Annotated in this window: 20 protein-coding genes and 3 tRNA genes; 16 read left to right on the top strand and 7 right to left on the bottom strand. The window is 67.9% G+C overall.

The genetic code is table 11. The features are described from left to right. Positions 1 to 101: 101 nt before the first annotated feature. From ACM9NP_RS14380 to ACM9NP_RS14370, 3 genes are all read left to right on the top strand, one after another. Complete coding sequence (locus ACM9NP_RS14380) at positions 102 to 308, top strand: PspC domain-containing protein (RefSeq protein ID WP_415647184.1); 207 nt, start codon at positions 102 to 104, stop codon at positions 306 to 308. Between the two features lie 132 nt (positions 309 to 440). After that, the gene (locus tag ACM9NP_RS14375; protein ID WP_415647183.1) at positions 441 to 1391 is read left to right on the top strand and encodes a DUF2332 domain-containing protein; all 951 of its coding nucleotides are present in this window, start codon (positions 441 to 443) and stop codon (positions 1389 to 1391) included. A gap of 50 nt (positions 1392 to 1441) precedes the next feature. Beyond that, positions 1442 to 2110: a ribonuclease FAU-1 family protein gene (locus tag ACM9NP_RS14370; RefSeq protein ID WP_415647182.1), complete on the top strand. Its 669-nt coding sequence runs from the start codon at positions 1442 to 1444 to the stop codon at positions 2108 to 2110. Between the two features lie 182 nt (positions 2111 to 2292). Here the strand turns inward: ACM9NP_RS14370 and ACM9NP_RS14365 are convergent, their stop codons facing one another. After that, positions 2293 to 2712 (bottom strand): hypothetical protein, encoded by a 420-nt coding sequence (locus ACM9NP_RS14365; RefSeq protein WP_415647181.1) that lies wholly within the window; start codon positions 2710 to 2712, stop codon positions 2293 to 2295. 109 nt (positions 2713 to 2821) lie between these two features. Beyond that, positions 2822 to 4903: a RecQ family ATP-dependent DNA helicase gene (locus ACM9NP_RS14360; RefSeq protein ID WP_415647180.1), complete on the bottom strand. Its 2082-nt coding sequence runs from the start codon at positions 4901 to 4903 to the stop codon at positions 2822 to 2824. Between the two features lie 135 nt (positions 4904 to 5038). Here ACM9NP_RS14360 and ACM9NP_RS14355 point away from each other — a divergent pair, with 135 nt between their 5' ends. Then, a complete protein-coding gene (locus ACM9NP_RS14355; RefSeq protein ID WP_415647179.1) occupies positions 5039 to 5452 on the top strand; it encodes an SRPBCC family protein in 414 nt (137 codons plus the stop codon). A 65-nt stretch (positions 5453 to 5517) separates the two neighbouring features. Here ACM9NP_RS14355 and ACM9NP_RS14350 read toward each other — a convergent pair whose 3' ends face one another. Continuing rightward, on the bottom strand, positions 5518 to 5733 hold the full coding sequence (locus ACM9NP_RS14350; RefSeq protein WP_415647178.1) for a hypothetical protein: 216 nt from the start codon (positions 5731 to 5733) through the stop codon (positions 5518 to 5520). Positions 5734 to 5876: 143 nt separating this feature from the next. After that, a complete protein-coding gene (locus ACM9NP_RS14345; RefSeq protein WP_415647177.1) occupies positions 5877 to 6671 on the bottom strand; it encodes an exodeoxyribonuclease III in 795 nt (264 codons plus the stop codon). A gap of 125 nt (positions 6672 to 6796) precedes the next feature. On the opposite strand from ACM9NP_RS14345, the gene ACM9NP_RS14340 reads away from it, so the two are divergent. Continuing rightward, positions 6797 to 7252 (top strand): NUDIX domain-containing protein, encoded by a 456-nt coding sequence (locus tag ACM9NP_RS14340; RefSeq protein WP_415647187.1) that lies wholly within the window; start codon positions 6797 to 6799, stop codon positions 7250 to 7252. 5 nt (positions 7253 to 7257) lie between these two features. Here ACM9NP_RS14340 and ACM9NP_RS14335 read toward each other — a convergent pair whose 3' ends face one another. Next, complete coding sequence (locus ACM9NP_RS14335; RefSeq protein ID WP_415647176.1) at positions 7258 to 7695, bottom strand: SRPBCC family protein; 438 nt, start codon at positions 7693 to 7695, stop codon at positions 7258 to 7260. A gap of 122 nt (positions 7696 to 7817) precedes the next feature. Between ACM9NP_RS14335 and ACM9NP_RS14330 the strand changes: the two genes are divergently transcribed. Then, positions 7818 to 9935: a hypothetical protein gene (locus ACM9NP_RS14330; protein ID WP_415647175.1), complete on the top strand. Its 2118-nt coding sequence runs from the start codon at positions 7818 to 7820 to the stop codon at positions 9933 to 9935. Here ACM9NP_RS14330 and ACM9NP_RS14325 read toward each other — a convergent pair. Next, a complete protein-coding gene (locus tag ACM9NP_RS14325) occupies positions 9915 to 10730 on the bottom strand; it encodes an APH(3') family aminoglycoside O-phosphotransferase (protein WP_415647174.1) in 816 nt (271 codons plus the stop codon). The genes ACM9NP_RS14330 and ACM9NP_RS14325 overlap by 21 nt on opposite strands. Positions 10731 to 10787: 57 nt before the next feature. Between ACM9NP_RS14325 and ACM9NP_RS14320 the strand changes: the two genes are divergently transcribed. The 10 genes from ACM9NP_RS14320 to ACM9NP_RS14275 all read left to right on the top strand — a co-directional run bounded on the left by ACM9NP_RS14320 (position 10788) and on the right by ACM9NP_RS14275 (position 17626). Then, entirely contained in the window at positions 10788 to 11456 is a 669-nt protein-coding gene (locus ACM9NP_RS14320; protein ID WP_415647173.1) for a hypothetical protein, read from the top strand. A gap of 39 nt (positions 11457 to 11495) precedes the next feature. Further along, complete coding sequence (locus tag ACM9NP_RS14315) at positions 11496 to 11981, top strand: glutathione peroxidase (protein WP_415647172.1); 486 nt, start codon at positions 11496 to 11498, stop codon at positions 11979 to 11981. A gap of 15 nt (positions 11982 to 11996) precedes the next feature. After that, positions 11997 to 12070: transfer RNA gene (locus ACM9NP_RS14310), tRNA-Met, on the top strand. Between the two features lie 67 nt (positions 12071 to 12137). After that, a tRNA-Ala gene (locus ACM9NP_RS14305) sits at positions 12138 to 12210 on the top strand. 76 nt (positions 12211 to 12286) lie between these two features. Beyond that, positions 12287 to 12362, top strand: a tRNA-Arg gene (locus tag ACM9NP_RS14300). Between the two features lie 21 nt (positions 12363 to 12383). After that, positions 12384 to 13712, top strand: coding sequence for an SDR family NAD(P)-dependent oxidoreductase (locus tag ACM9NP_RS14295; protein WP_415647171.1), 1329 nt, complete (start codon positions 12384 to 12386; stop codon positions 13710 to 13712). Beyond that, positions 13709 to 14848 carry a leucine-rich repeat domain-containing protein gene (locus ACM9NP_RS14290; RefSeq protein WP_415647170.1) on the top strand — a complete coding sequence of 380 codons (1140 nt, stop codon included), beginning with the start codon at positions 13709 to 13711 and terminating at the stop codon, positions 14846 to 14848. Before ACM9NP_RS14295 ends, ACM9NP_RS14290 begins: the two co-directional genes overlap by 4 nt. Then, on the top strand, positions 14845 to 15744 hold the full coding sequence (locus tag ACM9NP_RS14285; protein ID WP_415647169.1) for a phosphotransferase: 900 nt from the start codon (positions 14845 to 14847) through the stop codon (positions 15742 to 15744). Before ACM9NP_RS14290 ends, ACM9NP_RS14285 begins: the two co-directional genes overlap by 4 nt. Before the next feature lie 261 nt (positions 15745 to 16005). Then, positions 16006 to 16965, top strand: a complete 960-nt coding sequence (locus ACM9NP_RS14280) for an SDR family NAD(P)-dependent oxidoreductase (RefSeq protein WP_415647168.1) — start codon at positions 16006 to 16008, stop codon at positions 16963 to 16965. Next, complete coding sequence (locus ACM9NP_RS14275) at positions 16955 to 17626, top strand: TetR/AcrR family transcriptional regulator (RefSeq protein WP_415647167.1); 672 nt, start codon at positions 16955 to 16957, stop codon at positions 17624 to 17626. The genes ACM9NP_RS14280 and ACM9NP_RS14275 overlap by 11 nt, the downstream gene beginning before the upstream one ends. 268 nt (positions 17627 to 17894) lie before the next feature. On the opposite strand, the gene ACM9NP_RS14270 is transcribed toward ACM9NP_RS14275, so the two are convergent. Beyond that, the gene (locus ACM9NP_RS14270) at positions 17895 to 18512 is read right to left on the bottom strand and encodes an NADPH-dependent F420 reductase (protein ID WP_415647166.1); all 618 of its coding nucleotides are present in this window, start codon (positions 18510 to 18512) and stop codon (positions 17895 to 17897) included. Positions 18513 to 18533: the final 21 nt, after the last annotated feature.

Below are 18533 nucleotides of genomic sequence, written 5' to 3'. Positions count from 1 at the left end.
GTTCTTAGGGGAGGTTTGCGGGTGATCCCCGATGGCGGGGGTGGTGGGTTCGAGCGACGATCGAATCACGTATTCACGGTTACCGGAGGGGAGCAGCCGATATGACACGTTTGAGAAGGCCGCGTTCGGGTCGCATGATCGCCGGGGTTTGTGCCGGCGTGGCGAATCATTTCGACATCAGCGCGACGAAGGTGCGGGTGGTGTTCTTGTTGTCCTGTCTGTTGCCGGGGCCGCAGGTCGTCGCGTATCTGGCGTTGTGGATTTTGATGCCGAGGGAGGAGCGCTTCACGGCGGCGTACGCGCCGTGAGCGTCTCGGCGGCTTGGTGGTCGCCGGTGGACGGTTCCCGCGATGTTGTACGCGGGGGCCGTGTTCGGCGGGGTGGTCGGTTTCACGTCCGTGACGTGATGACGTGGCGGGTGTCCGCTGGGACGATGAGTCATGGACACTTCGACGTCGTACCAGCGGTTCGCGGACATCGAGGTGCGTGGCAAGTCGCCCACGTGGGCGATGATCTGTTCGGGGATCGCCGCTGACGGTGATGTCATCGCGCGGGTGGACGCGCTTCCGGCGCCGAAGCGACAGCCGAATCTTCTGCTCGCGGCGGCTCGATATCTGGGTTTGCCGATCGAGGACTATCCGTCGTTTCGTCGCGTTCTTCTTGATCGGTGGGACGAGGTTCGTGCAGTGATGTCGGCGCGTTCCACTCAGACGAACGAGGCTGGTCGTTGTGCCGTTTTGCTGCCGCTGTTGGCGGGGTTGCCGGGCCCGCTCGCGTTGATCGAGGTCGGTGCGTCGGCGGGTCTGTGTCTTCAGCCGGATCGGTACCGGTACCGGTATGACGACGGGGTGGTGTTGGGCGACGCGGGGCCGATTCTCGACTGTGCGACGGCCGGTCCGGTTCCGTTGCCGTCTCGTCGTCCGGAGGTCGTGTGGCGGGCGGGTCTGGATCTGTGTCCTCTCGATGTGACCGACGCCGACGATGTTCGCTGGTTGGAGAGTCTGATCTGGCCGGGGCAACCGCACCGTCTCGACCGGCTGCGTTCTGCGATCGAGGTGACTCGCGCGGACCCGCCGACTCTTGTTCGTGGTGATCTCACGACCGATCTCGACGCCCTCATTGCCACGGCTCCGGTCGATGCGACCGTCGTCGTGTTCCACAGCGCCGTTCTTTGTTATCTGCCGGTCGATGGGCGTGACGCGTTCGTGTCGACGATGACTGGGCATCCTCGGGTGCGGTGGATCAGCAATGAGGCGCCGGGTGTTTTCCCGGCCGTTGACGCCCGCGTGCCCGTTGTCGACCATCCGGGTGGCTTCACGATCGCTCTCGACGGTGAACCTGTCGCCGCCGCCGATCCGCACGGTGCGTGGTTGCGGTGGTTCGAGCGGTGACGTTGACGACGCGCTCTCCTGGCGACCCTCGGGGCGGGTAGCCTCGTCCGGTGCGTTTTCAACCGGGACAGACCGCCCTGCGGCGGTATATCAAAGGTGACGGCCGTATCGGCTTGGTTCACAGTGGTCGCGTCGTCGCCGACGACGAGAACGGCCTGTTGACGTGGGTCGGTGGTGGCTCGGGCGTCGCCGATCGGGTGACGCTGGCGGGGGAACCGACTCGCAAGATGCCGTTCGAGGAGCAGCTGCACACCGCGACGACCTTGCGGGCGACGTATTGGCACGGCCAGGGCGTCCTTCAGTTGACGCCGGTCGCGACCGCGCATTCGGTGTGGTGGTTCTTCGCCGACGACATGTCCTTCCGTGGCTGGTACGTCAACCTCGAACTGCCGGAGCGCCGCTGGGACGGCGGAGTCGACACCGTCGACCAGGCTCTCGACGTGTGGATCGGCGCCGATGGGTCGTGGCAGTGGAAGGATGAGGACGAGTTCGCCGAGCGCACCGGTCATCCGCTGTATTGGGATGAGGAGACGGCTGCGGGGGTGCGGGCCGAGGGTGAGGCGATGATCCGACTGGCCGAAGCGGGCGCGTATCCGTTCGATGGGACGTGGTGTGATTTCCGTCCGGGGCCCGATTGGGAGCCGACGCCGTTGCCGTGGTGGTGGGATCGGCCGCCGGCGGGTGACGCCCCCACCCGTGTCGACCATATAGGACGATAGGGGTCGTCGGTTGCGGCAGTGTCGTGGCGCTGGTGTGGTCGGACCGACGGTGAAGTGCAGCGGTGTGTGGCGAACGTTCCTCCATAATCGACTCGCCGTGTCCGTTGCCGGCCGCGGTTGATGAACGAGCCGCCGAGCCGATCGTTGTCGACCGCCCGGTGTTCGTGCGTCGCGCCGACGGGCTACTGGCGTGCGGCCCACCAGGTGGCGAGTGACGTCGGCACGACCGGTAGAAAACCGATGATCCAGTGGCCGACGGTCGGCGGGTCGGGCAGGACCCACGCCGACAGCGCCGCGCCGATCCCGGCGGCGACGGTGAGACCGACTATCACGGCGATCTCGATGCGTCCGTATCGGCGGTCGTACACCTTCGCGACGGCGGCGATTCCCAGGAGGAGCGCGCAGGTCACGCCGAGGAGGATCAGGTCCCACGCGTCGAGGAAGGCGGGGAACAGCGCGCGGCCGAGGATGACGGTGCAGGCGAACGCGGTCACGATCCACCAGCCCGCGATCCGCCACAGGTCCGCGCGGCGGACGGTGTCGGCGAAGGTGTCGGCCCGTCGCAGGGTGGCCTCGGGTGAGAGGGGCTGTGGTTCCGTCATGTCGATTCCCTTGTGTTCGCGAAAGGCCACGTGAATCGTGTTCAGGTGGACCGGGCCCGGTCACGGTACCCGGTCGTGAAGTGTTGTGGCCCAAGCGATGGTGTGGTCGTCAGCCGGTGACCGCCAGCGCGAACGGGTAGACCGACGTCGCGCCCGCTCGGCGTAGTGTCGCGGCGGCGGTCGTCATGGTCCAGCCGGAGTCGTAGAGGTCGTCGACGAGGAGCACCCGCGCTCCGGTGACGTCGGTGTCGACGGCGAAGGTGTCGACGACCTCGCGCAGTCGCTGTGCGCTGTTGGTGCCGTCGGGGCGCCGCCGTGTGGGGTCGCCGATACGACGGAGGATCCCGGCGTCGGTCATGCGGCCGGTCGCGGCGATGCGGGTGGCGAGGCCGTTGACGAGCGCTCCGCGGGTTCGTGAGCCCATCGAGATCACGGTGTCGGGGCGTTCGTTCCAGTCCCAACCGGCGAGGACCTGCACGATCGCGGCGTACATGGCGTCGCTGACGGGTTCCGCGCCGTCGATGACTCCGCGCAGTGGGCCGCCCCAGCCGATGTCGCTGAGGCGTCCGAGGGCGCGGCCGGGTTCGGCGGTGATGTCGGCGGCGAGACGTCCGGCGAGTTCGACTCCGATTGATTTCATCGCGGTCGGCCACATGCGTCGGGGAGGGAGGGCGACGCCGGGTCGGTGCATGGCGTCGCGTGCGGCGTCGACGGCCGCGGTGGAGACGGCGTTGTCGGTGGTGACGCCGGTGCAGTTGTCGCATCGTCCACAGGCGACGGCGGTGTCGTCGTCGAGTTCGCGGCGTAGGAACTCCAGGCGGCATCCGGTGTGGTCGATGTAGGCGAGCATGCGGTGTTGTTCGTGGTCTCGGGCGGCGGCGACGCGTTCGTAGCGGGGGGCGTCGTGGTGCCATGGGCGTCCGGTGGCGGTCCATCCGCCTTTGACGCGGCGGACGGCGCCGTCGACGTCGAGTACTTTCAGCATCATTTCGAGGCGGGCGCGGCGCAGGTCGACGCGGGTCTCGATCGCGGCGGTCGACATCGGGCCGTCGGCGGCGGACAGGACGCGGAGGGTGTCGTGGACGGCGTCGGGCCCGGGGAACGACAGTGACGCGAAGTATCGCCAGATCGCGGTGTCCTCGGCGCCCGGCAGGAGGATGACCTCGGCGCGGTCGCAGGCGCGTCCGGCGCGTCCGACTTGCTGGTAGTACGCCACGGGTGACGAGGGCGCGCCGACGTGAACGACGAAGCCGAGGTTGGGTTTGTCGAATCCCATGCCGAGGGCGCTTGTCGCGATGAGGGCCTTGACGCGGTCGGCGAGGAGGTCGGCTTCGAGTTGTTCGCGTTCGGCGCCTTCGGTTTTGCCCGTGTAGGCGGCGACGGTGTGGCCGCGGGAGGTGAGGAACGCGGCGATCTCCTCGGCGGCGGCGACGGTGAGCGTGTAGATGATGCCGGATCCGGGGAGGGTGTGGAGGCGTTCGTCGAGCCACGCGATTCGGGCGTCGTTGTCAGCCAGAGACGCGACGGACAGGTGCAGTGATTCACGGTCGAGGCCGCCGCGTAGGACGAGACTGGGCGCGTCGTCGCGGTCGAGCTGTTCGGCGATGTCGGCGCTGACGCGGGCGTTCGCGGTGGCGGTGGTGGCCAGGACCGGGACGGACGGGGGGAGTTCTTCGAGGAAGGTCCGCAGGCGCCGGTAGTCGGGGCGGAAGTCGTGGCCCCAGTCGGAGATGCAGTGCGCTTCGTCGACGACGAGCATGCCGCACTCGGTGGCGAGTTTCGGTAGGAGTTCGTCGCGGAACTGGGGGTTGTTGAGTCGTTCGGGGCTGACGAGGAGGACGTCGATGCGTCCGTCGGCGATCAGCGCGGCGACGTCGTCCCACTGTTCGATGTTGCCGGAGTTGATGGTGTGCGCGGTGATGCCGGCCGCTTCGGCGGCGGCGATCTGGTTGCGCATCAGCGCCAGGAGTGGCGAGACGATGAGGGTCGGGCCGGCTCCGGCACGTCGCAGCAGCGCGGTGGCGGTGAAGTAGACGGCTGATTTGCCGAAACCGGTGCGCTGCACCAGGAGTACACGCCGGTGGTCGTTGACGAGCGCGTCAATGGATGTCCATTGTGCGTCTCGGAGGGTGGCGGTGTCACCGGCGAGGCGGCGCAGGATGGTCTCGGCGTCGGCGCGAGTGGCACTCATGCGTCATGTCTACCGCACGGCTTCGCGGGCGAACGGCGTGGCGTGTGAGGTGTGTCGGTGGCGTCTGCTATATTCAACCTAGTCGTTAATTAACGAGACGGTTTAATAAGTCTCGTCATCGAGGAAGGCTCCACTATGACCGACACGACCATCACCATCGAACGCGACTTCCGCGCCCCGCGCCAGCTCGTCTTCGACGCGTGGACCACCGCCGAGCAGTTCGCACAGTGGTTCGGGTCGCTGCCCGCGCGCACCAGCCTCGACGTCACCGTCGGCGGCAAGTGGAGCGCCATCATGGAGTACGAGGGCAAGGAACTGACGTTCTACGGCGAGTTCCAGGAGATCGTCGAGCCCGAACGGCTCGTCCTGAGCTTCACCGACGGCTCCGGCCCGGGCTTCGCGACCGTCACCGTCGACCTGACGGAGAACGACGGCGTGACGCACATGACGTTCTCCCAGGTCGGGCCGCTGCCCGCCGAGCAGGTCGACGCGGCCACCGAAGGATGGAAGCTGTTCTTCGACGAGCTCGAGAAGATCGTCACCGCCTAAGAACGACGACGGCGGGCCGTCACCGGGCACCCGATGCCCGGCACGCGCGGCCCGCCTCTGGTCTGTCACTTCTCGGGTTTGCGGCTCTGCCCGACGTCGAACGCCAGACCGATGGTCACTCCGATGCCCAACCCGGCGGCCAGGCCCAAAGCGATGTTGTTCAACAGGGTCAACCCCAGGACGATCCCGATGATCATCCCGAGCGCCAAGCCCTGCGCCAATCCGCTTCCGGCCATGCTCTCGGATTCCGGCTTCGGTTGTCGTTGCTCATCCTCAGCCATGACGCCAGTATCGCTGTCACTGATCGCGACGACCCGGGTTGCGCGAAAACGGCCGATCCGCCGCCGCGCGGGGCCGTCACGTCGATCGGTCGCGTCGGGCCCCAGCGGTCGCGGCCGTCACACCGGCCCCGGCAGCCCCGTCACTACTCGAACGTGACGGTCACGGGCGCGTGATCGCTCCACCGTTCCTCATGCGAGGACGCCCGCTCGACCTGGGCCTTGACGGCCCGCTCCGCCAGGCCCGCCGTCGAGACCACGTAGTCGATCCGCCAGCCCGTGTCGTTGTCGAAGGCGCGACCGCGATACGACCACCACGTGTACGGGCCGGGGCCCTCGGGCTGCAGCTTGCGATGCACGTCGACGTAACCGAGTTCACCGAACAGCGTCGACATCCACGCGCGCTCCCCGGGCAGGAACCCGGCGGACTTGCGGTTCGCCCGCCAGTTCTTCAAGTCGATCTCCTGGTGCGCGATGTTCCAGTCGCCGCACACGACGACCTCACGACCGCGCGCCTCCTCCCGCTTGCGCAGAGCCCCCAGATACTCGCCGAACTCGACGAGAAAACGTTCCTTCTGCTCCTGCTTCGGCGTCTCCGCCTCGCCCGAGGGCAGATAGAGGCTCGCGACCGTCACACCCGGAAGCTCCACCTCCAAATACCGACCCGACGTGTCGAACTCGGCCGAACCGAAACCGACGCGATGGGCGATCGCGGACTCCTTCGAGAAGACCGCGACCCCGGCGCGGCCCTTGTCGGCGGCCGGCGCCCACAACCGGTGCCAGCCCGGCACGTCGATCACGTCCTGCGGGATCTCGGTCTCGGTCGCGCGGACCTCCTGCAGACACACCACGTCGGCGGTCGTCTCTCGAAGCCAGGCGACGAAGCCCTTGCGAGCCGCCGCCCGGATGCCGTTGACGTTGGCAGTGGTGATCGTCAGCATCGAAATCGCCTCTCGTGTCGGTCGCGCCCCGGGGCAGCGTACCCGCCCCGTCCGACGACGCCCACGCGTCACCGCCGCGAGGGCACCCGCGCGCGGGCGTACCCTCGGCGCTTGTGAGCGACGATATGAAACGACCCAGCGTGCGAGTGGTGTGTGTGGACATCGCCGATCGGGTTCTCCTGCTGAGATGGCGCGACCCCTTCGACGGCTCGATCCTGTGGGAGCCACCGGGAGGCGGCGTCGAGGAAGGCGAGACCGACCGTGAGGCGGCCCTGCGCGAACTCGCCGAGGAGACCGGCCTGACCCCGGACGACTTCGAGGACCGGCCAACATCGGTCCACTGTGATCTCTGGTGGAACGGGCGCCACCTCGTCGGCGTCGAGCCGTACTACCTCGCCCGGTTCGGCACGGACCGGCCGCCACTGCAATCCGACGGGCTCCTGGACTACGAGGTCGCCAGCCTCACCGGTCACGAATGGGTGCCGTGGAACGAGGTCGACGACCTGGACGGAACGGTGCAGCCACCGGACCTCGCCGCGGTCCTGCGGCGACTCGACCCGTCGGGACCGTGGAACGCTTGAGGCGGTCAGGGCGTCGCGGTCTCGGCGTAGGACGCCAACCCGGTCACACAGTCGGTGAGGAATCGTCGAACACCGCGTCGCAGCAGCCACCCCGTCAACGGATACCGGGGCGTGAACGAGCTCGACCAGTCGACGCGGCAACCACCGTCGACGGGCGTCAGCGTGACGGTGCCGACATAGCCGTTCACCGGAAGGCCCTCATGGGAGTATCGGAACAACCGCCCCGGCCGCAGCTCGATGATCGTGTCGTAGCCGACCGTGCGCCCCAGACGCTGGCGGCGCACCGACCCGACGCCCTCGGGGTCCCGCTCGCCCGGGCGCTCCAGTTCGCACTCGCTCATCGGCGACCACACGACGACCGCCGCGCGGTCGCACAACAGCCGGTACAACGTGTCGGCGTCCGCCGTCGAGGTCGCGGTGACCGCGACTTCCTGTCGTTTCAAGATCGATGCCCTCCTCGCGTCGCCTCCAGATTAGCGCGATCCCTTACTCGTCAAGCGAAACGCCGCCACGCATGGGACGGTACGCCGAGGCTTCCCCGGCACCGCATACCCTTGTCGACACTATGCGGACTCAACGGCGGTGGATCATCAACGGAGTACGGGCGGCGATCGTGTTGCTGCTGGCGACGATCGCGCCGTTCGTGTCACCGGGCGCGGCGTCCGCCGCCGAGCGCTCCCTCACCATCATCGGCGTACCCGGGCTGCAATGGCGAGACGTCGACGCCACTACGACCCCGGCGCTGTGGGGTCTGGTCGGGCAGAGCGCCGTCGCGTCGATGGCCGCGCGCGCCACCAGCACCGTCTCGTGTCCGGACGACGCGTGGGCGTCGATCTCGGCGGGCAACAGAGCCCGGTCGAACTACGCGATCGGCAAGATCTGCCCACGCGGCTCCGTCATCGGCCCCCCGATTCGGCAGGCCAACGACAACTGGGTCATCGCCGGGAAACCGGAACTCACCCGCTCCAACGCCGAACTGTCGGCCTTCAAGGCGAAACTCGGTCTGCTCGCGAAGACCATCGGCTGCGCGGCGGCGATCGGACCGGGAGCGGCTGTCGCGGCCATGCACCCCGACGGCGCCGTCGACCGGTACCGCAAGGACGTGCCCGAGACCGCCGACGACATGACGTCGTTCACGCGCGACTGCCTCCTGACGATCGTCGACCCCCAGGTCGCCGTCTACGGGACCGGAACCGACCGGAAGGAGGCCGCCGCCGTCGCCGACGCCGCCGTCGCCGCGACGCTCGCCGTCCTCCCCGCAGACGCGCCCGTGATGGTCGTCGGGATCTCGGACGCGACGGCCCCCGCGAACCTCCACCCCATGATCATCCGCGCCGAGGACTACAAGGGACGATGGTTGACGTCGGCTGGCACCCGCCGGGCCGGATACACCCAGCTCGTCGACATCGGACCGACGGCCGTCGCCATGACGGTCGGGGGGCGCGCGCCCGACATGACCGGGCAGCCGGTCTACCCCACCCACCATCGCGGTGGCGACACCGCGCACACCGTGGCCACCAGTGTCAACGCCAACCTGGCCGGGCTGCGCGTACCGCCCCTGTCCGACGGGTACTACTCGACGCTCACCATCATCGGTCTCATCGTCGTCGCGTTGACGGTCGCCCTGTGTCGGCGCCGCGCCGCCCCACGCCGCGGCCGCTTCGGCCGTTTCCTGGCACCCCTGGCGCTCACCGTCGCGGCGCTACCGGTGTCGACGCTCCTCGCCAACGCGTTCCCGTGGTGGCGCACCGACAGGCCCGCGTCCGCCCTATGGGGACTGATTGTCGGCATCAGCGTCGTGCTCGCCGCCGTGTCGCTCGCGGGCCCGTGGCGTCGTTCCCCGATCGGTCCCGCGACGCTACTGGCGGGCATCACCGCCGCCGTCATCGGCGTCGACGCCGTCATTGGCACGCCGCTCCAGTTCAACTCCCTGGCCGGGTACTCCGCGATCGTCGGCGCGCGCTTCACTGGAATGGGCAACTACGCGTTCGGGATCTTCGCCGCGGCGGCCGTCATCTTCGCGATGTTCGCCACCGTACGGCTTCGCGGCTGGTGGCGGATCGCCGTCATGACGGCGATCGCGGGCGCCGCGATCCTCGTCGACGGCTCGCCCGTGTGGGGCAACGACGTCGGTGGCGTCATCGCCATGACGCCCGCGTTCATCCTGGCCGGCCTCCACGCGCTCGGCAAACGCCTGTCCGTCAAGAAGATCCTGTTGAGTCTGCTCATCGGTGGAGCGACGATCACGGTGTTCGGAATCGTCGACTACCTGCGTCCGCCCGAGACCCAGACGCACCTCGGCCGATTCGTCGCCGAAGTGCTGTCCGGCGACGCCGGGGAGACCCTGATCCGCAAGGCCTCGGCGGCGCTGCACACCGTCACCGCCGGGCCGTTGACGCTCCTCGTCATCGGTGTGTGCGTGGCGATCCCGCTGCTATGGCACACCCGCGTCGTCAACGGACTGCTCGCGAAGTACCCGGTCGTGTTGAGCGCCGGAATCGGCGTCGCGACGGTCTGCGTCATCGGCTTCGCGACGAACGACTCGGGTATGGCCGTGCCGGCGTTCGCGCTGTCGGTGGCGGCGCCGCTGTTCCTCGCCATCGCGGCGCGGTACTCCGTCAACACCGCCGCGGAACGCGGTCCCGTCGCCGCCCTGGCGAGCTCAGGCGAAGAAGTCGAGTAGGCGGTACAGCTCGAGACGATGCTCGTCGGCGGGAATCTCGCCGTAGCGGTACATGAACCGCTCGGCGTGCCCCGGCCCGAACTGCTCGTTCAGGTCGGGCCGGGACAGGCTGTACGTCATCAACGCCACATCGACGTACCGGTCCGCGACCCCGAAACGTCCCACGTCGACGATTCCGGTCGGCCGCAAGGTGTCCGGGCAGATCAGCACGTTCGGCAGGCAGTAGTCGCCGTGCGCGACGACGGCCTCCTCCCGACCCGCGATCCGCGCCAGCGACACCAACTCCGTGACGATCCGGCCCACCTGCCAGTCCCGATACGGTCGCGGCAACCGAGACGGATGAACGTCACCGACGGCGGCCGCCTCCTGCGCCGCCGGGACCCGCACACGAAGCCGCCGATCGAACGGGCACGACGCGACGTCGAGCCGGTGCAACTCGGCGGCGAAATCCGCGATGGCATCCACAACGGACATTCGCTGATGCTCGGGCCAGTCATAACTGGCGGGGCGACCCGGCAGCGCCTCCGTCACCAGGTAGTCGTCTTCGTCGATCGTTCCGACGTCGACGACCTTCGGCGCCGGAACATTCTGCTCGGCGAGCCACACCAGGCACTCCGCCTCACGGTGAGGCTGATTCGCCGGATCGGGGTCGCCCGAAGGCATCAACTTGACGTACAAGTCGGTGGGCCCGCTCAACCGGTACACGCGCGCGCCCGAACAACCGAGCTGAATCGTGGTCCAGTCGTAGCCGCCGTACTGGCCGCGCAACGCGGCCTCCGCCGTCTGGTCAAGCATCTTCGTCCCGTCGAAAACTCGTTGAGCGCCACCGTACTGTTTCCGTACCCTGTTCCCGTGGACATTATCGACGGCCTGCCCGAGGCGAACTGGTCAGGGCTCGGTCACCGTGACGCGACGGCGCTCCTGTTGACTCGGGGCTGGAACCTTTGCGGCGTCGGTCAATGGGCCGTCGCCCTGCGATCCCCGTCGGGTCGGTTGGCCGCCCGCGTGTGCCCCTTCGACCCCGCCTACGACGTCTACATGAGACTGTGTCGAGAGCTGCCCGACCATCCCTACCTGCCACGCGTCCAAACGCACCTCGACCTCGACGGCGGCGCCCAACTCACGATCATGGAGTACCTCACCGCGACCGACGACGAAACCGCCGCACTCGTCAAGAAGCAGTGGGACGATCGCGCGAACCCCGAACTCACGCGACTGCGGGACACCGCCGAGCGCGTCAACGACGAGGCCGCCGCCGAGATCGCCTGGTGGGACACGATCGACCTCAACGAAGGCAACGTCATGGCGAGCGCCGACGGTCACCCCAAACTGGTCGACATGTACTGCATGGACGGGCAGGCGCTGTACGCGGCGCTGCTCGACGATCCGGCCGCCATCGCGGCGGCCATCCCACCGGGGAAGCGGCGCTATCTGACCGACATCACGTTCATCGCGGGTCATTCGACGACGGAGGAACTGGCCGCGCTCCGCGCCGCCGCCGCCCGCGTCGACGGCGACTGATACGCCACCCTGTCGCGACGACGACGTACTGTGGATTCCGTGAGCATCTACGACATCGACATCCGCACTCTCGGCGGCGACCCCGCCGACCTCCGCGCGTGGCGCGGCCACCCGGTCCTGGCGGTCAACGTCGCGTCCAAATGCGGCCTGACGCCGCAGTACGCGCAGCTGGAAGAGCTGTGGCGGCGCTTCGACGACCAGGGCCTCATCGTCGCCGGTTTCCCGTGCAACCAGTTCGGCGGTCAGGAACCCGGTACGAGCGGCGAGATCGCGCAGTTCTGCTCGGCGACGTACGGCGTGACCTTCCCCTTGTTCGAGAAGATGGACGTCAACGGTTCCGACCGGCACCCGCTGTACGGCATTCTCACGGAGGCGGCCGACGACGAGGGCAAGGCCGGGGACGTCGCGTGGAACTTCGAGAAGTTCCTGATCGACGGGACCGGTTCGGTCGTGGCGCGATTCCGTCCCCAGGTCACCCCCGACGACCCGGCGCTCGTGGCGGCCGTCGAGAAGCTGCTCGCCTGAGGCGTCGAGTCGCTGGGCCCTCGTAGCGCAGAGGCAGACGCGCCACCCTCATAAGGTGGAGGACATCGGTTCGAATCCGATCGGGGCCAACACTTTCAACCGAGGCACCTATCCACGTATGGCTTTATGTCAGTATGATCGACCGTAGTGCCTCGGGGTCTCGTAGCGCAGAGGCAGACGCACCCACTCTGCAGGTGGGGGGACGCCGGTTCGAATCCGGTCGGGACCACCTCCGGGCAGCGATCGATATCGACGCATGTCGCATCGTTGTTATGATCGGCCACAGTGTCTCGTCTCGCGAGAACGGTTCCGTAGCGCAGAGGCAGACGCACCCGCCTGCGCAGCGGGAGGACATCGGTTCGAATCCGGTCGGAACCACCACGGGCGATCCAAGGCGGAAGCATGAACGACCTCGAGCGTGAACTCGACGCCCTCACCGCGACGATCACGAAACTCCGGGCGCTCCCCGTCGACGACCCCATTCGACTACGGGCGGAACGCGTCGCGGAGTCCTTTGTTCGCGACGGCCGTCACCGACGCCGACGAACCGAACGCGCGCAACGCAGCGCCGCCGACGCGGCCGTCCTCGCCGCGACCGCCACCGGTGCGCGCGACCGCCGTGAGGACGCGCCACTGCGCGCCGCAGGAACGTCCGGTGTCCTCGTCCGGCCCCGCCGCTGCTACGTCTGCAAGGACCGATACCACCGCACCGACGCGTTCTACCACTTGCTGTGCGAAGCCTGCGCCGCCGACAACCACGCGCGACGGACCCTCCACACGGACCTGACAGGTCGCCGCGCGCTGCTGACCGGCGGCCGAGTCAAGATCGGCTTTCAGCTGGCACTCATGCTGCTGCGAGACGGCGCCGAACTCCTCGTCACGAGCCGGTTCCCACGCGACACGATCCGCCGATTCGCGGCCGAACCGGGAAGCGACGCCTGGCTGCCCCGCCTCACCGTCATCGGTATCGACCTGCGAGATCCTCGCCAGGTCATCGGCCTGTGCGACCGACTCCTCGACGAGAACCGGCCACTCGACATTCTCATCAACAACGCGGCACAGACCGTTCGCCGACCACCCGAGTCCTACGCCGCGCTCATCGACGCCGAGCACACCGGCACGACGTCGACGGATCGCATCCTCAGCGCCCCGGGCTACCGGCCGATGTCGCTTCGCGCGTTGCCGTCGACGGCGATCGCCCTGGCACTCGCCGAACCGGACGAGGCGGGTTTGCTGCCCGACCCGTCGCCCACCAACTCATGGTCGACCCGGCTGGGCGGCCTCGACCCGGTGGAGATCCTCGAAACGCAACTCGTGAACGCGTACGCCCCGATACTGCTGTGCGATCGACTGCTCCCACTGCTCCTCGCGTCACCTCGACCCCGCCGGTACGTCGTCAACGTCTCCGCTGTGGAGGGTCGATTCGCCGTCCGGAACAAGACCGCCGCGCACCCGCACACCAACATGGCCAAGGCCGCCCTGAACATGCTCACCCGCACGAGTGGCCCCGCGCTCGCCGAACAGGGCGTCCACATGTGCGCCGTCGACACCGGCTGGATCACCGACGAGAACCCTGTGCCGACACGAGACAGACTGGCGGACAACGGATTTCGCACGCCACTCGACATCGTCGACGGCGCCGCCCGCATCTACGATCCGATCGTGCGCGGAGAAGCGGGCTCGCCCAGCTCCGGCGTCTTCCTCAAGGACTATCGCGAGGCGGAGTGGTGACGGCCGACCGCGACGCGACGGGCCGCTCCATCGACGACCTTCAACCGCTCCTGACCTGGCTGCGCACCGGCGCGCCAGCCCGTTCGCGACTCGACTTCGCCACCGGCACCGCCCTTCCCGACGGCCGCCTCGACATGTGCAAACAGGACATCGGCCCGAACGGCGCGGCCCTGATCGCCGACGCGCTCGCGCCCGGCGCCGTTCGCCACGTACTACTGGGAACCGACAAGCTCGGCGACGACGGTGCCGCCGCCGTCTCCCGCCGCGCGGGCGCGGCGCGCGTCGAGACGCTCTACCTCGGTTGCAACGGCATCACCGCCACCGGCGCGTGCCGCGTCGCCGACAACCTTCGCGCCTCACCGGCGCTCGTGACCGGCGTCTGGCTCAAACGCAACCCGCTCGGCGCCGGGGCGGGCGACGCGGCCGCCGCCCTCGTTGACGCGGCACACCGGCTCCGCACCCTCGATCTCGTCCAAACAGGAATGGAAGCGAACGGCCTGGCGACCCTGTGCGCCGCGATCCTCTCGGCCGCACCGCACGACCGACACATCGACACGCTCTATATCGGAGGAAACCCGCTCGGGCCGGAGAGCGCCGTCGCGCTCGCCGAACTCATCACCGCCGGAACCGTCCGCATGCTCTACGCCTCCGCCGCCGGGATCGGCGACCAAGGCGCGCACGTCCTCAGCGACGCTCTCGTTCGGGCCCCGTACGGGCATCTCACCCGACTCTCGGTCGCCAGCAACGGTATCGGCCCGACCGCCCTCGCGCGTCTCGTCATCTCGGCCGCGAACGCCGGTGTCGAGGTCGTCGACGTCGGCCGGGTCAAGGCCGCCAAGCTGCTCGCCGCGCACGACAACCGTCTCGACCTGACCGCCGTCATCGCCATCGCGACGGCGCTCGCCGCCGCACCGCATCGCCTCGCGCATCTGATCCTGCACCACACCGGCATCGGCAGTCGTGAGGCGCACGCGATCCTTGATCGGGTCGCGCACGCGCATTCGCCCACGCGGTACCTCTTCGGTAAGGGCGTCGCCGACAGCGTCCGACGTCGACTCAACGCCCTGGCGGCCGGGCTGCCGCCGCTTCCAACGCCGCCTCCCGACGCCGCGTCGATCGTGAGCGTGCACCGGTGAGGGTGCCGTCCGATCTCGTCGAACACGTCGCCGAGCGGTGGGGCGTCGACGATCCGGCCTGGGAACCGATCCTCGGCGCCGGGGAGGAGTGCCTCGTCTGGGCGTTGCCGGAGGCCGAGGTCGTCGTCCGGGCGGCGGCCCGTCACCGATCCACGTCCGCGTTGCGTGGTGTGTATCGGACAGTCGCGCGGCTCGGGACCGCCGTCCCGGAGGTCTGCGCGCCGATGCTCGACCGCGACGGCGAATCCGTATCGATGTGGTCGGGTCACCCGGTATCCCTGTGGCCGTTGGTATCGGGGCGACACATCGATCACCGCGACGACGATCGTGTGGCCGCGGCGGCCGCGCTGCTCGCCCGCCTGCACGCCGCGTCCGCCGCCGTCGACGACCTCCATCCCGGGCCGGTCGATCCGCCGATCTGGCCTGAGCCGCTCCGCGACGCGCTACTCGACGAACGCCTCGACGCCCTCTCCGTCGACGCCGCCTACTCTCGCGGCATCGTCCATGGCGACTTCTACCCGCGCAACATCCTGGACGATCCACACGGGATGTTGAATCTGATCGACTGGGACGAGCTCCACACCGACTGGTACGCGGCCGAGACGGCGTGGGCGATTTGGGAGTTCACCCATGACCGCGACACCGGCCTCGTCGACATGAGCCGGGCGCGCCGCTTCCTCGCCGCCTACACCGCCGCCGGTGGGCAGGCCATCGACTGGCCGACTATCACCGTCCTCATCAGACGCCGCCTGCGGCGGGAGATCGCGGACGCGTTCATCGCTGGTACCGCCGACAGCCCGTACACCCGTAAGGAACTCGCCGCCTTCGATCAGCTCGCGAAGTCATCACAGCAGGAGCACGAACCTTCGGTATTACAGCGGATCGTTGCCGTCTGAGGTTGAGGCTGGATTTCGCTCCATGGTAGACCGGCAGTCAGACCGTGAAGATCGATCGGCCATCCGGTTCTGTCGATGCCGTGCGGCGCATGACGTTCACCCGATGGTCTTGCTCGGAATCGATGCCGCGCCCATGCAATGGCGGGCCGCCTGAGGAGCCGGAACCGGACTTGCCCGTTGACGGTTTCGAGACGGTATGGTTCCATAAGTCTATGTCGAAACGAGACGGGCTCGTTTCGGAAGTGCCGAGAGGTGATAGCCATGGCACGGTCCATGACGTCCGATACCGAATCCGGCCGGAAGACCGTCTTGATCACCGGTGGCGCTGGGAGTCTGGGATTCCACACGGCGCAAGCGATTCTGGCCAACAGCGACCGGAACGTGGTGATAGCCGGCCGCACCCCCGACAAGCTCGCCGCCGCCGCCGAGAGGCTGGGCGACCGGGTCACCACATACCGGCTGGACCTCGGTTCGCTGGCAGAGGTCCGTCGAGCCGCCTGCGAATTGCCTCAACTGCACGCGGTCGTGTGCAACGCCGGTGTGCACACCACCTCCGGCGCGAAACGCACCCACGATGGAATCGAGCAGACCTTCGGGGTGAATCACCTCGCGCATTTCCTGCTGGTGCGGGAAGTTCTACCCAAAATGAATGCGCCCGGCCGGGTGGTTTTCGTGTCTAGCGGCACGCACGATCCCGCCAGACGTACCGGCTTTCCGGCTCCCCGATACGCCACCGCGCGTGAACTTGCCTTCCCGGGAACAGACACGACCGAGCGCCCGTTTCTCGTCGGACGTCGCGACTACACCACGTCCAAGCTCTGCAACATACTGACGGCCTACGAGTTCGCCCGCCGGGTCTCGCCGGACGTCGCCACCTTCAACATCTTTGATCCCGGTCAGATGCCGGGCACCGGGATAGCTCGCGACTACCGCGGTCTACGGGCCTTCGCCTGGCGCTACGTGCTTCCGATCCTCACGATCGTTCCCGGTGGCGACATCCGCTCCGCGAAGGAGTCCGGCGCCGCGCTGTCTAGACTCGTCCTCGATCCCGCCCTGTCCGGTGTGACTGGCCGATACTTCTCAGGTGAACAGGAGATCCGTTCCTCGGCCGAGTCCTATGACGTGGCGAAGGCCGCCGACCTGTGGGAGGCCAGCGTCGCCTTGACGGAACCGAAGGGACAGCACCACGGTGCCGGCTTGCGGAACACCGGTGAAGCTTGAGGCGCCGAAGCAGTGGCCATGCGAGCAACGCGCGGTCAAGCATGAAACGAAACGAACATCGGGAGGTCGAGACATCATGTCCGACGCGCTAGCCGCAAAGGGAGGTCGACCGCGCAACGCGAAAGCCGACGAAGCCATTCTCGACGCCACCACTCGGTTGCTTATCGAGGTCGGCTTCGGGCGTCTCAGCGTCGACGCGGTGGCTGCCCGCGCCGGTGTCGGTAAAGCCACGATCTACCGGCGGTGGCGTTCCAAAACCGAGCTGCTGCGTGCGACCCTGGCCAGGTTTAGGGAGACCACCGAGGGCACCGACACCGGTGATTTGCGTAGCGATCTGCGGGCGTTTCTACGCGCGTCGGTCGACCACTTCGCGGGCTCTGAAGCCGGCCAACTCATGCCGCAGTTGTGCGCTGAAGCTCAGTTCGACCCGCAGCTACGTGATCTGCTGTACTCGAATTCCCGTGGGCGGAGAGGCGTTGTGCTTCAGATCCTCGAACGCGCCCGGCAACGCGGCGAACTGTGCGACGGCATTGACGTCGAGGTCGTCGTCGACATGCTGACGGCACCCATCTTTGTTCGCAAACTGATCACCGGGGCGCCGATCAACGCGCGCGCCACCGACGCGGCAGTCGACATGATTCTGCGCGGTATCGCCCGGTGATCCGGGTTGGGCGGACGCTACGCGCCTGTCTGGGAACTGAGTCGCCGAGTCGTCATCGGACGGTAGGGTCGTGGTCGCCCCGCCTGGATCATCCCAACCACCGGCTTCGTACTGATGAGTGCGGGAATGACGGCCGATTCCGACCTGAACGTTCCGGATGCTGGAAGACGCTCCTTCACCCTCGACTATCCACTTCGAACAATGCCGAATGTGGCCCAGCATCGAACACGACGAGGGGGCGCTGCGCCCAGCGCCCCCTCGTCCGGTGTCACCCCTGGTCGAGCGTCAGCCGCGTCGAGAACTGGCCGCCGATCTGCTCCTGCATCTTCATGTTCAGCATCTGGAAGCCCTCGAGATGCCGCGCGTGGTTCAGGTGGCCCACCATCAGCGGCCGCATGTCACCGTCCCGGGCGAGGTCCGCGACCGTCTCACACGCCGACGCGTCATTGCCCGCGATGAACACGTCGAGGGGTTCTTCCTTCACGAGGGTCTTCGCGAACGTCGTGTTGAACGCCTTCACCACTCGCGCGCTCGGCGCCGCGTTCGCGACCTCCTCCGCCGAGGAGTTCCCGTCGCGGGTGACGAGCACGTCGAGCGTCGCGTAGTCCACGGGATTGGCGACGTCGACGACGATGCGCCCGGCGAGCGCGTCCCGGTACTCCGTCGCTATGTTGACGTTCGCGGGGTACGGAACCGCCAGGATGACGATCTTGGCGTCCTCGGGCCCCTCGAACAACTGCCCGGTCGCGTCACCGTCGAGTTCGGCGGCGAGTCGTTGCGCTGCTTGAATGTCGATGTCGGCGATGTGCACGGGGTGGCCACCGGCGAGCATCCTCGTCGCGATGCCACGCGCCATGTTTCCGGCCCCTACGATCATGATGTCCATGCGCCGAATGTAATCGACCCG

It is taken from the genome of Stackebrandtia soli, from assembly GCF_965137155.1.
GTDB lineage: Bacteria > Actinomycetota > Actinomycetes > Mycobacteriales > Micromonosporaceae > Stackebrandtia > Stackebrandtia soli.
Note: the sequence above shows the minus strand (reverse complement) of the source record. Positions and strands in the feature narration are given on the sequence as shown.

Coding starts and splice junctions, on each gene's coding strand:
- ACM9NP_RS14380 (WP_415647184.1), top strand. CDS start 102: ATGACACGTTTGAGAAGGCCGCGTTCGGGTCGCATGATCGCCGGGGTT.
- ACM9NP_RS14375 (WP_415647183.1), top strand. CDS start 441: ATGGACACTTCGACGTCGTACCAGCGGTTCGCGGACATCGAGGTGCGT.
- ACM9NP_RS14365 (WP_415647181.1), bottom strand. CDS start 2,712: ATGACGGAACCACAGCCCCTCTCACCCGAGGCCACCCTGCGACGGGCC.
- ACM9NP_RS14360 (WP_415647180.1), bottom strand. CDS start 4,903: ATGAGTGCCACTCGCGCCGACGCCGAGACCATCCTGCGCCGCCTCGCC.
- ACM9NP_RS14355 (WP_415647179.1), top strand. CDS start 5,039: ATGACCGACACGACCATCACCATCGAACGCGACTTCCGCGCCCCGCGC.
- ACM9NP_RS14350 (WP_415647178.1), bottom strand. CDS start 5,733: ATGGCTGAGGATGAGCAACGACAACCGAAGCCGGAATCCGAGAGCATG.
- ACM9NP_RS14345 (WP_415647177.1), bottom strand. CDS start 6,671: ATGCTGACGATCACCACTGCCAACGTCAACGGCATCCGGGCGGCGGCT.
- ACM9NP_RS14340 (WP_415647187.1), top strand. CDS start 6,797: ATGAAACGACCCAGCGTGCGAGTGGTGTGTGTGGACATCGCCGATCGG.
- ACM9NP_RS14330 (WP_415647175.1), top strand. CDS start 7,818: ATGCGGACTCAACGGCGGTGGATCATCAACGGAGTACGGGCGGCGATC.
- ACM9NP_RS14325 (WP_415647174.1), bottom strand. CDS start 10,730: ATGCTTGACCAGACGGCGGAGGCCGCGTTGCGCGGCCAGTACGGCGGC.
- ACM9NP_RS14295 (WP_415647171.1), top strand. CDS start 12,384: ATGAACGACCTCGAGCGTGAACTCGACGCCCTCACCGCGACGATCACG.
- ACM9NP_RS14280 (WP_415647168.1), top strand. CDS start 16,006: ATGGCACGGTCCATGACGTCCGATACCGAATCCGGCCGGAAGACCGTC.
- ACM9NP_RS14270 (WP_415647166.1), bottom strand. CDS start 18,512: ATGGACATCATGATCGTAGGGGCCGGAAACATGGCGCGTGGCATCGCG.